The following is a 14,457-nucleotide window of genomic DNA, read 5'->3' on the forward strand; positions in this document are numbered from 1 at the left end:
TTAATCTTGCACATATTATGCGACTCTGTTACAATGCTTGCAATAGCAAAATAAAAATCTATATATTGCCGTAATGTGGTCGGCAGTTTCTACTCAGAACCGTAAATTCTGAACTATGGATAATATGCATTTAAAGTAGTTAAAATACTGGTTTAAAGGGCTTTTTTTACCATAGTTTTGGTAGGAAAAGCCCTTTTTGTCTTGAAGGAGGAAAAAGTGAAGTTATTAGAAGACCGGATTCGCAGTGACGGAGAAGTTCTACCCGGTAACGTTTTAAAAATCAACTCGTTTTTAAATCATCAGGTAGATCCCGAACTAATGAAGAAAGTCGGAGAAGAATTTAGTCGGCTATTTAAGGATAGTGGTGTCACTAAGGTGTTGACCTGTGAAGCTTCCGGAATTGCCCCTGGAGTAATGGCAGCCTATGAATTACATGTGCCAATGGTCTTTGCCCGCAAGAAGAAACCTGCAACACTTAATGACGCGGTTTATTGGGCAGATGTTTATTCTTACACGAAGAAAGTCACTAATCAAATTTGTGTTGAACAAAAATTTTTGGACCAAGAGGATCACTTGTTAATTATTGATGACTTCCTGGCAAACGGTGAAGCAGTTAAAGGCATGATTAATATTGCTAACCAGGCTGGTGCTGAGGTAGCTGGTGTTGGTATCGTAGTCGCCAAAACTTTCCAAGGCGGCAGCGACTGGATTAAAGAACACGGCTATCGCCTCGAAGCATTGGCAGAAATCGCTAGTTTAGCTAATAATCAAGTACATTTTGTGGGAGAAAACTAATGGCAGAAAAAGAAGTTAGCCAGCAAAAAGCAGCTGTTTTAGGTTTGCAGCACCTGTTAGCAATGTATTCCGGTGCTGTGGCGGTTCCTTTGTTAATTGGTAATGCATTAAAATTTTCTCCTGCACAAATGACTTACCTTGTTTCAATTGATATTTTCATGTGCGGCTTAGCTACGCTTTTACAATTAATGCGTAATAAGTATTTCGGTATTGGCTTCCCAGTTATTTTAGGTTGCGCCATTCAGGCGGTTGCCCCCTTGCAAATGATTGGGCAGAAATTCTCAATCAACGACATGTATGGTGCCATTATAGTTGCCGGTATTTTCGTAGTTTTAATCTCGGGTGTTTTTGCTAAAATCAAAAAGTTCTTTCCTCATGTGGTAACAGGTACGTTAATTACTACTATTGGATTAACCCTCGTTCCGGTCGCAATTCAAAACATGGGTGGTGGCAATTCAGCTGCTAAAAGTTTTGGCAGTGGTCAAAACCTGTTTCTAGCCTTTTGCACCATGTTTATAATCTTGGCATTAGAAATTTGGACTAAAGGATTTATCAGGTCAATTTCTGTTTTAATCGGTCTTGTTGCCGGAACTGTTATTGCCGCTTGCATGGGACTCGTTTCCTTCACTCCTGTCATGGAAGCATCTTGGTTCCACCTACCTCAACTCTTTTACTTTGGCGTACCAAAATTTGAATGGTCTTCCAGTCTGACAATGATCATCATAGCTTTAGTCTCGATGGTCGAATCAACCGGCGTATTCTTCGCCATTGGTGATCTCTTACACCATGACGTCACTGAAGAAGACTTGAAAAAAGGTTACCGCGCAGAAGGCATTGCCCAGATTTTTGGTGGTTTATTCAATGCTTTTCCTTATACCACTTTTTCCCAGAATGTTGGGCTTTTACAACTATCAGGCATAAAAACCAAGCGTCCGATTTACTGGGCCGGTGGTCTACTAATGGCTATGGGATTGTTGCCTAAAATTGGCGCAATGGTAACTATCATCCCTACCCCAGTTTTGGGCGGTGCAATGCTCGTAATGTTCACTATGATTGCAGTTCAAGGTATCAAGACACTGGCCAAAGTTGATTTAAGTGACAATAACAATGTCTTAATTATTGCTATCTCAATTGGACTGGGACTCGGTGTTACTATTTATCCCCAATTTTTCAAAAATCTACCGGCTACTGTGCAATTATTTTTAAGCAACGGCATCGTCATTACTAGCTTATCCGCAACAATTCTAAACTTTTTACTTAAAGGAGGTGATAGAAAAAGAAAACAAAATACTCAAACTGCAAATATCACGTAAATGAAATTGTCTTTACCCTTGAGATAATTCTATTTACCCCAAAAAAAGCATCTTCTTGCGTGAAGATGCTTTTTTATTTTTATCGTATAATAGCATTCATGTTATTCAGGGGCTCAGTCAAACTCCCTGTATTTAGAAATAAACTGCAAGTTGCAAGCATTTGCTCTCCAATTTTCTCAAATGGCTTATCCACAATCTTTTCTGTATACTTCATAATTCCAATAGCAGTGATAAAAATGAGAAAAACCTGTGTCACTGGAGCAACTGCAACTTTCTGACCACACTTTTCATATCCTTTGACAAAAGAAACGATCAATTCTTTATTTAAACCAAAGTCCTGGTAAAAAAGCTTAATGAAGTCTTGATAATTTACTCCCATGCGCGCTCGTTCAAAGTCAATTAAACGAAGATGATCAGCAACGATTTTATAATTGCGCAAGCCGACATCCCCGTGTAAGACAGTATTTGCATGAACTGCTAAATCTTTTTCAATATCTGCTCTTTTAGCTGTAAACAGCGCTAGCAATTTCAGCAGCTTGTTTTTGATTTCGGGTTTATTTAAGTTATCAATGTCGCCTTTTGCCTTATTGAATAGTTGATTATTTAGGTATATGCCAGAAAAAGGTTTGACTTTTTGATGGAAGTGAGACAATTCTATGCCCAAGTTAATTGCTATATCAGGAGTGATTTCTTCTTTAATATCAGAAGGCGCCAAATCTTTCATGACCAAAACAAATTGTTGCATTTGTTTGACAACAAAAGAGTCTAATACCCGAGTATTTAGTTGCTCGTTAACAGCTTTTTCAGTTAAAAATTTTCCTGCTTGTGCAAAGACTTTGACAAAAATTTTTTGCTCAAATTTTGCACTATCACCAACAAAAGTGCTGTTCTGTGACTCGTGCGTAATCTTTGTTAAGTCAGCTTGCAGTTTTTCTTCTAAAATTTTTTCTATAGTCATTAGTCTAGTTCTCTCATTTCACCAATGCGGGCAATGCCCAAGCGACTTAGCACAAAAGTTGTTTACCGATTTTCTTGCCAATCAAGGTAGCAGTATGAAAACGCACCATAAACTATGTTTTTTTAGTATTAATCATTTTAATTCTCGCCTTCATATAAGAATAATTCGTCAACCGTTACCCCTCATATCTGCGCCAAGTGAAAAGCTAATCCTAATGATGGGTCATACTTATCATTTTCAATAATCAAGGAGTTGATTGTTTGCCGAGTAACATGAGCGGCTGCGGCGAATTGAGCCTGTGAGTACCTCTGCTTTTTACGCAATTGAGCAATTCTACTTTTCACTAGTTCACTCTCATGTCAAACTTATTTGACATTTTTAGTAAAGCATCTTTTACATTTTTTGCCAATCATCAATTAGAATTTAGTTAAAATCCCAACTTCGTAAAAGTAATAATAATTTAGGTTTAAGTTTACTCATTTTTTTGCAAACAGCCCGTCTTTTTTAATACAATATAGGTTAAGTAATTTTGAAAGGACAGATAAGATGAAAAAAGCAGAATGTACGACTATTCTTGTCGGTAAAAATGCCACCATTGACGGCTCAGCTATGATTGCCAGAAGTGAAGACGGTGGCCGTGAAATAATTCCTGAAGGGTTTGAACTTATTACACCGGAAAAACAACCAAAACATTATGAAAGTGTCATCAGTCACCAAAAGATTGATGATGCAGATTTAGCGGAAAAGCCTTTGCGTTATACCAGTGCGCCTGATGTTTCTGGCGAAAGCGGCATCTGGGGTGCAGCCGGAATTAACTCAGAAAACGTAGCAATGACTGCTACTGAAACTATTACCACTAACGCACGTATTCAAGGGATTGATCCACTGGTTACTAAGGGGGGACTTGGTGAAGAAGACTTTGTTACTTTGACTTTGCCTTATATCCACAGTGCTCTTGATGGCGTTAAGCGGATTGGTTATTTGCTGGAAAAATACGGTACTTACGAAATGAATGGTATGGCTTTTGCCGATCATGATGAAGTTTGGTATCTGGAAACAATTGGTGGCCACCACTGGATTGCACGCCGCATCCCTGATGACGCCTACGTTGTTGCTCCTAACCGTTTGAACATCGATGAATTCCACTTTGGTAAAGATGGCTTCTTAGCTGATGATACCTTAGAAGACTTGATTAAGGAATACCACTTAAATCCTGACCGTGAAAGTTACAATATGCGTCATATCTTTGGTAGTTCAACTATTAAAGATGCTCATTACAACAATCCTCGTGCCTGGTTTGTTCACAATTACTTTGATCCAGAATTCGGTGGCAAGCCAAGTGATCAAGACCAACCTTTTATTTGTCACGCAAACCGTAAGATCAGTATTGAAGATATTTGTTTTATCGAGAGTTCTCACTATCAAGATACACCATTTGATCCTTATGGCGATCAAGGTACCCCTGAACAAAAGAAGACCTTCCGTCCAATTGCCCTTAATCGCAACTTCGAAACTCATATCCTACAAGTTAGAAATGACGTGCCTGAAGAAATTGCTGGCGTGCAATGGCTTTGCTTTGGTCCAAATACTTTTAACAGCTTTGTCCCATTTTATACCAACGTTAATGACACCCCAGCCAGTTTCCAAACCGGGCCAAAGTTCGATTTGAACAAGATTTTCTGGTTAAACAAATTAACAGCACAATTGGGTGACACTAACTTTAAGGTCTACGGTGAACTAGAAAATGACTTTGAGCAAAAATCATTGGCACAATGTCACTTCATTCAACACGAAACTGATAAAAAAGCAGCTGGTCTTTCTGGTAAAAAAGCTGAAGATTTATTAACTGAGGCCAACCAAAAGATGGCTGATCAAGTTTACAACAACACTATTGAACTGCTGGGTAACATGGTCAATGAAGGTCATAACCTGGCAACACTTAAGTTTGACTTGTTAGATTAAAATTCTGAAATTATAGTAAAATAGACACTTTAAAAGCCACTGATATTAATAAAATATCAGTGGCTTTTATTGTAGAAAGATTGCAATAGAGTTGTTTAATAATCATGCTATTATGATAGATTTAAATTTTATCCAGCATAGATAATTTAACCACAATAATACCCCCAAATTTTTCCTAAATTTGGAGGTCAGATCATATTTTTATTCTATAAATTATTCTCTCAACACCCGTTTTGCCAAAGCAAAGTCACCAACTGTGGCAGAACCATTATTACTAATTTCCGGCATAGTGATGTATTGCTCTAATGGTGGAACGTGGACATAATTATGCAATAATGTCGCAAAATCACGCCGCACTTTTTCTAGAAATTTTTCACTAGTAACACCGCCACCAAAAACAATTTTGTCCGGACGTAAAATTAAGGTGACTTGCAAGGCAGCCTGAGCTACGTAGTAACTCATAATATCCCAAACAGGATCTGAAAGCGGCACATCTTTACCGGATTTATTAAGGCGAGCTTCAAAAGTAGGACCTGAAACTAAGCCTTCCAGGCAATCTTTATGAAAAGGACAAATTCCTGCAAAATCCAAGTCATCTGGATGACGTTTAACTTTTACGTGACCCATTTCAGGGTGGCCTAAAGAGCCTACCAACTTACCATTAATAATAGCTCCGCCACCTACTCCAGTACCAATTGTATAGTAAACAAGAGAGTCAACATCTTCGTTTGATAACTGTGACATCACGTATTCCCCAAAAGCCGAACCATTAACATCAGTAGTAAAGAAAACTGGGACTTTAATTGTTTTAGTCAAAAATCCGACAAAGTCAGTATTGTTCCATCCCTTTTTGGGTGTATCAGTGATAAAGCCAAAATTAGGCGCTGTTTTCCGCACCTCAATCGGTCCAAAAGATGCAATTCCAATGGCATCAACGGCAAATTGCTTAAAGTAATCCACTGTTTTCTGCAAAGTTTCTTCTGGTGTCGTGGTGGGAAAAGTTGTTTGATCTTTAATTTGATAATTTTCATTGCCGACTGCACAAACAAACTTGGTACCGCCAGCTTCTATTGAACCTAATAGCATTTATAACTCCTTAATTGACCTTTCATTTTAGTTACTTTTTTATTATAACTCTCAATCAGAATAAAAAATTTTTTTCTCAAATAAAAAGTGCGTCTTCCTGCAAGCCATACAAACAATTATTTAATAAAAAAGCCCGAAGCAATCATACTTCAGGCTTTATATTTTACTTAAACTATATTATTTATCTTATCTATAATAAGTCTTTGAACAATTTTCAATCAGTAGTAGCTGTATTACCACATAATTCTATACTTGATCTATTCCTTTAATTAATCAGGATACTTTCCAATTAATAGCACTGGTATTTCTCCCATAGTCCCATACTTAACGAATTCTTTTAGTTCTTTGATAGATGTCAGTGCGATTTTCTTTTCGTGTCCTGTCAATTCATTAGCTAATGTTTCAGCTTTAGCTAATAGTTCTGCAGTTGGCTTATTATTATCTCTAGCTGTCATAACATCCAGCTCTGCCTGCACCAAAGGTTTCAGCTTTTCATCTTCTGTATTTTTGTTATATATACCAGTTAGATATGTAGTAGAACCCTTATATTTACCATCTTTTGAAACTAAATCCACAAACATGCCATTATGAATTGGCGTAACTTTTTTAACTTTAAAAAGTGTATTGTTCTTTACAATCTTTTTAATGACTTTAGTACTATAGGGTTTACCAGTAGACTTATATAAGGCTCCCTTTGTGGCATCAGTTAGTTTAAAAACATAACCGGCCTTAGCAAACTTTTTGGACAAAGTCTTTTTAGAATAGTGAAAGAGTTTTTCTGCGCTTGTAACAGTTTTTGCTCCAACATTGTTTACAGAAAAAACTGCTCCAACAGGAAGGCTTAGCAAAGCCGCAGCTATGACAGTTTTAGAAAATTTATGAAAGTCCTTTTTCATTTTTATACCTCATTATTTCATCTTTTAGTAATAATAATGTAATTATATTACGTTCTTATTACAAAAGAAACAATAAAGTACTTTTTATAATTTTAAAATATAAACAAAAAGGCTAATCATTATGATTAGCCCACTCAATTATTATTCAGTTACTATTAAATTATTCATTAGGTGCATCCTGGATTTTTACATCCGCACCAAGTAGCCGGAGTTTTTCTTGCACGCGATCATAACCACGGAGAATATTATCAGCATTGTCAATTACAGTCTCGCCATCTGCCATCAAACCAGCTATCATTAAGCAGGCTCCTGCACGAATTTCACCAGCTGAAACATTCGTACCATGAAGTTTAGCAGTTGGATGAATCAAAATAATATTATCTTCCACTTTAATGTCCGCACCCATTTTACGCAACTGCTCAATGTGACCGATTCTTTTAGGATAGATCTGGTCAATAATCACGCCTTCACCGGACTTGGCAGAAAGCAGAAGCGGAGTCACCGGCTGCTGCAAATCTGTCGCAAATCCTGGATAAGAAGACGTGCGAATTTGTGTCATTTTTAAATCGCCAGCAGGATAAACATAAAGGGAATCTTCAGTTGCATCAATTACTACACCCATTTCTTCCACCTTGGCTAAATAGGAATCAAGGTGTTCCTCAATAATATTATGAATGCAGATGCCATTGCCAATGCAACCGGCAAGAGAAATATAAGTGCCTGCTTCAATTCGATCAGGAATTATAGTGTGTGGCGTTTTAGCTTGCAGCTGCTTAACTCCTTCAATCCTAATCGAATCCGTTCCGGCACCCCTGATAACTGCGCCCATATTATTTAAAAACGTAGCCAAGTCAATTATTTCAGGCTCTTTAGCAGCATTATCAATAATAGTTTGTCCCTTAGCGGTTACTGATGCCATAATTATATTCATTGTTGCGCCTACAGAAGGCATTGCTAAATGAATAGTAGCACCATGGAGCCCTTCTGCAGGGGAAGTAATTTTTATTTGATCATTCTCATTTTTTACACATGCGCCTAAGGCTTCAAATCCCTTAATATGTTGGTCAATGGGGCGGGGACCAATATCATCTCCACCTGGGAAGCCCACAACAGCCTTACCAAAACGACCAAGAAGGGCACCCATAAAATAATAAGATGCACGCAAACTCTTGATTTTACCACTTGGCAATGGGCTCATCTTAATGTGTTCTGGATTGATACGCAATGTTGTATTGTGAAAATCACTCACAACATCCATTTCACTGAGCAGATCCATTAAGTTGTCAACATCTGCAATCTTTGGAACACCTTCCAAAGTTACTGGTGTACGCGACAATATAGATGCTGGAATTAATGCGACCGTTGAATTTTTGGCACCACCAATCCAGACATCACCCTGCAGGGGCTTTCCACCATGAATTATCATTTGCTTCATTGGCGAAAAAATCCTTTTCTATTTCGTTTAGTCATAATAATGTTATAGGAATTTAACAGAAAAAACAAGAGAAGACCTTTGCCTTCCCTCACCCAAAAATCTGGTTTTTGTATTATTCAACTTTGCCAATTAAAGCTTTTCTTCAGGAAGACCACATGCAGCACCTATAAATGCTTTATACAATCCTTCCGGCCTTTGCGGTCTACTCAAAAATTCAGGGTGATATTGTGCAGCAATGAAGAATTTGTTTTTAGTTAATTCAATAATTTCAACTAAGTGGTTATCTGGTGATACTCCGGCAAAAGTCATTCCTGCTTTTTCAAATGCTTCACGATATTCATTATTGAACTCGTAACGGTGACGGTGACGCTCCTGAATGACATCTTGATTATCATATGCAGCAGCAGTCTTTGTTCCCTTCTTCAAGGTAGCTGGGTAAAGACCTAAACGCAAGGTTCCGCCAATATTTTCTTCGTCACGCTTATCAGCCATAATGTCAATTACATTATGCTTAGTCTTAGGATCTGCTTCGGTGGTATTAGCATCCTTATATCCTAAAACGTCACGCGCAAATTCGACAGTCGCCATTTGCATCCCCAGGCAAACTCCTAAAAACGGAATATCATTTTCACGGGCATACTTAATTGCGGTAATCATTCCCTCAAAACCGCGTGAACCAAAACCACCAGGAACGATTAAACCATCAGAGCCTTTCATAAAGTCGGCAATGTTATCTTCGGTCACATCTTCTGCCTGCACCTTATTAATTTTAACATCAGTATTATAGGCGTAACCTGCATGCTTTAACGCATCAGTAACAGAAATGTAGGCATCCTCAAGTTCAACATACTTACCAACAAGAGTAATCGTGGTAGTGTGTTGTAAATTTTTAACCCGTTCATCAAGCCTTTGCCATTCAGCCATATCTGCTTCATCCTTAGGACTCTTGATATGGAGAAAATCACAGACCTTTTGATCCATTCCCTGCTTTTGAAAAGCTAATGGCAAGTCAAAAAGTGATGGTGCATTAATTGATTCAATAATACGATCAACTGGCACATCAGTGAAATTGGAAATTTTATCCTTATGCTCCTGATCAATTGGCATTTCAGCACGTAAAACCAGCATATTAGGCTGAATACCAATACTGCGCAATTCAGCGACAGAGTGTTGGGTAGGCTTAGTTTTCATTTCTTGTGCCGCGTGTAAATAAGGTACTAACGTACAATGAATGTACATTACATTTTCTTCACCTACTTCACGGCGCATCTGTCTGATAGCTTCCATAAAAGGAGTAGATTCAATATCGCCAACAGTACCGCCAATTTCTGAAATAACAACGTCTGAATCAGTGGTCAGACCTGCACGCATAATTTTTTGCTTAATCATGTCTGTAATATGGGGAATGACCTGAACAGTAGCACCGTGATAGTCCCCGCGCCGCTCTTTTTCCAGTACTTCTTTATAAATTTTACCGGTAGTAACATTGGAATATTTGCTGGTACGTACGTCAACAATTCTTTCATAGTGTCCTAAATCAAGGTCCGCCTCAGTACCATCATCAGTGACAAACACTTCCCCGTGTTGATAAGGATTCATTGTTCCGGGGTCAATGTTAATGTAGGGATCAAACTTTTGCATTGTCACCTTTAAACCGCGGTTTTTTAATAATCGACCTAAGCTAGAAGCGGTAATTCCCTTACCCAATGAAGAAACAACACCGCCAGTAACGAAGATATATTTTGTCATTAGCCCAAACTCCTTTGCAAAAAATAAGAATAATCAAAAAATAAAAAAGCTCCCTCACGGGAGCTTAAACGCACATAACGTGCCCAAATAAAATACTATCTATTTTAGGACGCAAAGTCAAGAAAATTATTCATTGTCATCTTCGTCGTCATCATCGTTTAATTCTGATAACTGACCTTCAATACCATCTGGTAAGTCTTCGTCATCGTCATCATCAGTATTGACATAATCATCGTCATCATCAAAGTCATCAGGCTCATCATCAGCAGTGGCATCCAAGTCTTCATCTTCTGGATCATCATTGTCGTAATCAATAATATCATCGCTGCCAGTAGCACTTGCCAAAAAGGCATTAACTTTCTTATGGTGAGTCCGAGTATCTTCTTCATCCTCATCTTCAGGATGGTTAACCTCTTCATCTACAGATTCATATGGGAACCATGAACGAAGAGCCCACACATTTTCACCCATTGAAATAAATTCACCATCGGTGTTCATGTCAGTATAGAATTGGGGCAAACGTTCCCTTATTTCTTCATCGCTCACACCTAAGTACTTTTGCACAGCGTTAACAATATCTGCAAAAGCCATTCTCTTATTGTTATCTTCTAAAATTGCGCGAGCAACTTCAATCATTGATAATTCATTGCGATTTTTGTCTTTAAAGTCGTTTAATCCCACAATTGTATTCCTCTCTTTTAAACAGTCTTTCTTATTTTACTAGGCGTTCATGTAAAAATCAATGTGACGGTATAATTACCTATTAAGTATAGACCACTGTAAAGGTTATATTCAATCTGAAGTTCACGGGAATTATTATTTTTAGAAAAAAATTTAATAAATTCAGTTGTACTTTGCAGATCCATTTGATAGCCTTGTGCCACATAGCGACAATCTTTACGTTCGCCAACTATAAAATGTAACTGCGAGTAATTATTCTGGTCACTGCCACGCCTAATAATCACATTATTTTCTCTAATCAGTATTTTAACCGGTACTTTGCCATCTTCCAAGTATGAAACTCTAGTAGTTTCACCTGATTCAATTAGTTCTCCTTGGCATTTTTTAGTAAAAGTTTCGCTTTCTTTTCCTTGAGTTATTCTACTAGTAAAATCAATTTTTACTTTAGTCATCTATCTGATTCTTTGTAATAAAAAAGCCAACCATCACGATTAGCTAATATAATTTAACATCCTTCTTAATTTTAGCAGAAAATATTATAAAACAAATTATTTTTTAACACCACTAATTAGTTTTTTTAGGTGCTGACAGCAAAATATTAATACCACCAATTATAATTAGGCTTGTACTAATAACAACAATAAATTTTTCACCAAGATGATCAAGAATTACTCCGGCAACAACTGACGAAATCGGTCCACCAATATTGGCAAACGTCCTGATAGTCGTCAAAACTCGTCCTAAGTAATTATCAGAGGTCGAAGTTTGAATAATAGATTCTTCAAGGACATTATGAATACTGGTTGCAGGGCCAAACAGGAAAAGCAGGATACAAAGCATAACCATATTCTTTAAGAAAAAGAGCATAATAATGATAGGTATAGCGCTAATAATCCAGGCCCAACCAATTGTTTTAATTTTGGCTTTCATTTTGCCACCTATGACAGCACCAAGAATTATTCCTACCAGTATACAAATGTAAAATGTGCTATAAAGTGCCGGTTGGCCTGCCTTTGCGGCTATACGAGGCAAAATCAAGATCAGTGCAGGTTGTGCAAATGAATATAGTACGCTGGACCAAAGATAATGAAACAAAAAGCTGTTTCCCTTTATGTAGCGGTAACCGTTGAGAATTTTTTGCCAATATTTTGTTAAGCCTTCATCTTTATTCTCTTTTTCTTTAACTACATTATGAACAGGAATATTTCTTAGAGCTCTAATTAGTAATAAAAGTCCCAGCAAGCTTAAGCATGAACAAGCTAAAATAATATCTCCACTTGTCAAAAAGGCCAGTAATGCGCCAGAAAGTGCAGTACCACCAACATTGACTAGCTGATCAACAATATTAATCTGGGAAATGATACTGGTCATTTCGCTTTCGTCTAACACAGATTCTTTTAAAATAGCCCGATCAGCAGGACCAAAAAACTCATCACAAATGGACAGAAGCCCGGCAATAATAATGGCAAAAGCGTAATATTTACTAAAGTAAATCATTGCAGCTGTTAACATAAAAAGTAGGACTACTTGGATCACCATTGAATAAATACTGGTTTTTTTGAAAGAATGATTGTCAATGAATGGCCCATAAAAAATAGAAAGGGCTGCAGTTATTGTAAAAATGGCATTGGTAATACCAACAACAGATGAACTCTTAGATTGTATTTGGATCCACCAAATAAATACCATACCAAAAAGTGAGTTGCCTAAACCACTGACTAATCGGGAAAGTAAGTACGGTCTTTTTTCTAACATGATTTTTCCTCTAAAGCTTAGCTTGTTAATGATATCGTTTTATATTAAGTGCTTAAAATAAATAATCGCTTGTTTTTAAATGGTTCCGAGTCGTTTTATGTTAGATTTACAAAAGAGTTACTTTTAATAAGTTAAACAGTTATGATTTGGTCAAACTTATCTTTATTTTCTTCATGTAACTGATGACTAACAAACACAACAGTAATCTTAGGTTGATTTAAAAAGTCATTTTCAACTTTGATAGCTCCTGCTTTATCTAAGCTGCTAGTCGATTCATCCAATAAGAATAACTTACGGTTACGTAATAATCCTCGAGCTAAAGCCAAACGTTGCTTTTGCCCACCAGATAAACTAGCGCCACCTTCGCCAACTGGGGTATCTAATTTTTGCGGCAAAGTGCTGACAAATTCCCATAAATCAGCCTTTTCCAATGCAGATTTTATTTCTTCGTCAGTAAAATGCTGGCCAAGTTCCAAATTATAGCGCACAGTAGTATTGAAAAGATATGCTGTTTGATCAATGTAAACAATGTTAGACCGTAATGCATTATTATCAATGTTTTTAATCTCAGTTTGGTCTAATTGAAGATCACCTGTGTAATCGGTCAACCTACCAGCTAAAATTTTTAATAGCGTACTCTTACCACTACCTGATTCTCCATCAACAGCAATTTTTTGACCATCATGAATGGTAAAGTTGAGTGACTTTTTAAATACTGGCTTACCTGGATGATAAGCAATTTGTAAATTTTTAGCTGTAATATTAATGTCAGCAATTTTACTACCGCCTTGAGTATGAGACTTAAGTGGTTCGTCTAATTGATATTTGCTAAAAATCGGATTGAGTGCCTGCAATTCAGTCAATATCGGTGCAATAACCGCTAATGAATTAAAAACATTAAAGGCAAGCGAAGTAGATGAATTAATTACCCCAATAGTTACCTGCTTTTCTAAAATCAGAAAACCTGTCCAAGCTTGAATAGCTACTTGACTGATAACATTGCTGGCCCCAGCTATACTGCCATTATATGAGCTATACTTTGCTTGTCGTACTTTCGCCCCAATTAATTTTTTTATAGCATCGGTAATACGCTTTTCTATTTGCTGTTCTGCAGTAAAAATATTATAAGTAGCAAACCCTTGTAAGCAATCATTAATTACATTAACCACTTTTTCATTTTCCTTACTAGTAGTGAAGTTGCTGCTGGCGACTTTCTTTCACACAAGCTGAGGTAATCCCAAAGTAAAAAGGGTCAAAATGGCTACCAGAGGCAGAAAAGTCCAATTAAATTTTATCAATGCAATTAGAGAAAAGATGGAATCACCAAAAATTTGTACCATTGAGAATAAATTTGTAAAACCATTTTCTTCAACTAAATTCATGTCATTAGTTAGCCATGATGTGTAAACTCCAGTATCATGTTTTTCAAATCTGGAAACCGAATAATCTTCTATGTGTTCAATAATATCCTGACGTAACCTTAAGCTAAGAAACTGCACCGTTTTTACGCTCAATACTTGTTCACTAATTAAGAATACAGTCATTACCAAAAACAATAAGATATTGAGCAAAATGTATTTAAAAAATGCTTGAAAATCAAGTTTAATTAAGCTATTTAAAATGAAAACATTAATTAATGAATTAAGAACCCGAAAAGCTGAGCAAATCAGTTGGAGAATTACTACCAAAGTTACTTTTGCCGGTTCTTGTTTAACGTATTTAAACAAATTTTTCATAAAACTCTACCTTAGGAACATCATCTTAAAATTAAAAACTAATTTTGTTTCATTTTACCATTAATTTTTAATAATAAATTATTTTTTGTAA

Annotated in this window: 13 protein-coding genes, 1 pseudogene and 1 riboswitch; of the genes and pseudogenes, 3 read left to right on the plus strand and 11 right to left on the minus strand. The window is 36.8% G+C overall.

Translation table 11 applies throughout. The features are described from left to right. Window positions 1-38: 38 nt before the first annotated feature. A riboswitch (purine riboswitch) is annotated at window positions 39-136 on the plus strand. 80 nt (window positions 137-216) lie between these two features. Beyond that, window positions 217-795, plus strand: coding sequence for a xanthine phosphoribosyltransferase (locus tag F5ESL0259_RS06830; RefSeq protein ID WP_122037919.1), 579 nt, complete (start codon window positions 217-219; stop codon window positions 793-795). Next, the gene (locus F5ESL0259_RS06835; protein WP_122037920.1) at window positions 795-2,108 is read left to right on the plus strand and encodes a nucleobase:cation symporter-2 family protein; all 1,314 of its coding nucleotides are present in this window, start codon (window positions 795-797) and stop codon (window positions 2,106-2,108) included. Before F5ESL0259_RS06830 ends, F5ESL0259_RS06835 begins: the two co-directional genes overlap by 1 nt. A gap of 79 nt (window positions 2,109-2,187) precedes the next feature. On the opposite strand, the gene F5ESL0259_RS06840 is transcribed toward F5ESL0259_RS06835, so the two are convergent. Both F5ESL0259_RS06840 and F5ESL0259_RS06845 read right to left on the minus strand, forming a co-directional pair. Beyond that, window positions 2,188-3,066 carry a phosphotransferase gene (locus F5ESL0259_RS06840; RefSeq protein ID WP_199726694.1) on the minus strand — a complete coding sequence of 293 codons (879 nt, stop codon included), beginning with the start codon at window positions 3,064-3,066 and terminating at the stop codon, window positions 2,188-2,190. Between the two features lie 182 nt (window positions 3,067-3,248). Further along, entirely contained in the window at window positions 3,249-3,410 is a 162-nt protein-coding gene (locus F5ESL0259_RS06845) for a helix-turn-helix transcriptional regulator (RefSeq protein WP_122037921.1), read from the minus strand. Between the two features lie 202 nt (window positions 3,411-3,612). Between F5ESL0259_RS06845 and F5ESL0259_RS06850 the strand changes: the two genes are divergently transcribed. Then, window positions 3,613-5,028, plus strand: a complete 1,416-nt coding sequence (locus tag F5ESL0259_RS06850; RefSeq protein WP_122037922.1) for a C69 family dipeptidase — start codon at window positions 3,613-3,615, stop codon at window positions 5,026-5,028. Between the two features lie 213 nt (window positions 5,029-5,241). Here the strand turns inward: F5ESL0259_RS06850 and scrK are convergent, their stop codons facing one another. The 9 genes and pseudogenes from scrK to F5ESL0259_RS09015 form a co-directional block, all read right to left on the minus strand. Further along, window positions 5,242-6,114 (minus strand): fructokinase ScrK, encoded by an 873-nt coding sequence (gene scrK / locus F5ESL0259_RS06855; RefSeq protein ID WP_122037923.1) that lies wholly within the window; start codon window positions 6,112-6,114, stop codon window positions 5,242-5,244. 269 nt (window positions 6,115-6,383) lie between these two features. Continuing rightward, on the minus strand, window positions 6,384-7,010 hold the full coding sequence (locus F5ESL0259_RS06860; protein WP_122037924.1) for a hypothetical protein: 627 nt from the start codon (window positions 7,008-7,010) through the stop codon (window positions 6,384-6,386). 160 nt (window positions 7,011-7,170) lie between these two features. Further along, window positions 7,171-8,445 (minus strand): UDP-N-acetylglucosamine 1-carboxyvinyltransferase, encoded by a 1,275-nt coding sequence (locus F5ESL0259_RS06865; protein WP_122037925.1) that lies wholly within the window; start codon window positions 8,443-8,445, stop codon window positions 7,171-7,173. A 129-nt stretch (window positions 8,446-8,574) separates the two neighbouring features. After that, a complete protein-coding gene (locus F5ESL0259_RS06870) occupies window positions 8,575-10,194 on the minus strand; it encodes a CTP synthase (protein WP_122026405.1) in 1,620 nt (539 codons plus the stop codon). A gap of 126 nt (window positions 10,195-10,320) precedes the next feature. After that, window positions 10,321-10,875: a DNA-directed RNA polymerase subunit delta gene (rpoE, locus tag F5ESL0259_RS06875; protein ID WP_046325417.1), complete on the minus strand. Its 555-nt coding sequence runs from the start codon at window positions 10,873-10,875 to the stop codon at window positions 10,321-10,323. A 47-nt stretch (window positions 10,876-10,922) separates the two neighbouring features. Further along, complete coding sequence (locus F5ESL0259_RS06880; protein WP_122037926.1) at window positions 10,923-11,327, minus strand: DUF1934 domain-containing protein; 405 nt, start codon at window positions 11,325-11,327, stop codon at window positions 10,923-10,925. 112 nt (window positions 11,328-11,439) lie between these two features. Beyond that, window positions 11,440-12,630 (minus strand): MFS transporter, encoded by a 1,191-nt coding sequence (locus F5ESL0259_RS06885; protein ID WP_122037927.1) that lies wholly within the window; start codon window positions 12,628-12,630, stop codon window positions 11,440-11,442. Window positions 12,631-12,761: 131 nt separating this feature from the next. Continuing rightward, on the minus strand, window positions 12,762-13,493 hold the full coding sequence (locus F5ESL0259_RS09010; protein WP_233558052.1) for an ATP-binding cassette domain-containing protein: 732 nt from the start codon (window positions 13,491-13,493) through the stop codon (window positions 12,762-12,764). 36 nt (window positions 13,494-13,529) lie between these two features. Then, window positions 13,530-14,366 (minus strand): annotated as a pseudogene (locus tag F5ESL0259_RS09015) (ABC transporter transmembrane domain-containing protein); the annotation flags it as partial. Window positions 14,367-14,457 lie beyond the last annotated feature (91 nt).

The organism is Lactobacillus sp. ESL0259 (assembly GCF_003693045.1).
Taxonomy (GTDB): Bacteria; Bacillota; Bacilli; order Lactobacillales; family Lactobacillaceae; genus Lactobacillus; species Lactobacillus melliventris.

Bases quoted from the DNA above. Each gene is read 5' to 3' on its own strand.
- F5ESL0259_RS06865 (WP_122037925.1), bottom strand. From the start codon at position 8,445: ATGAAGCAAATGATAATTCATGGTGGAAAGCCCCTGCAGGGTGATGTC.
- F5ESL0259_RS06840 (WP_199726694.1), bottom strand. From the start codon at position 3,066: ATGACTATAGAAAAAATTTTAGAAGAAAAACTGCAAGCTGACTTAACA.
- F5ESL0259_RS06860 (WP_122037924.1), bottom strand. From the start codon at position 7,010: ATGAAAAAGGACTTTCATAAATTTTCTAAAACTGTCATAGCTGCGGCT.
- F5ESL0259_RS06880 (WP_122037926.1), bottom strand. From the start codon at position 11,327: ATGACTAAAGTAAAAATTGATTTTACTAGTAGAATAACTCAAGGAAAA.
- F5ESL0259_RS06885 (WP_122037927.1), bottom strand. From the start codon at position 12,630: ATGTTAGAAAAAAGACCGTACTTACTTTCCCGATTAGTCAGTGGTTTA.
- F5ESL0259_RS06870 (WP_122026405.1), bottom strand. From the start codon at position 10,194: ATGACAAAATATATCTTCGTTACTGGCGGTGTTGTTTCTTCATTGGGT.
- F5ESL0259_RS06835 (WP_122037920.1), top strand. From the start codon at position 795: ATGGCAGAAAAAGAAGTTAGCCAGCAAAAAGCAGCTGTTTTAGGTTTG.
- scrK (WP_122037923.1), bottom strand. From the start codon at position 6,114: ATGCTATTAGGTTCAATAGAAGCTGGCGGTACCAAGTTTGTTTGTGCA.
- F5ESL0259_RS06850 (WP_122037922.1), top strand. From the start codon at position 3,613: ATGAAAAAAGCAGAATGTACGACTATTCTTGTCGGTAAAAATGCCACC.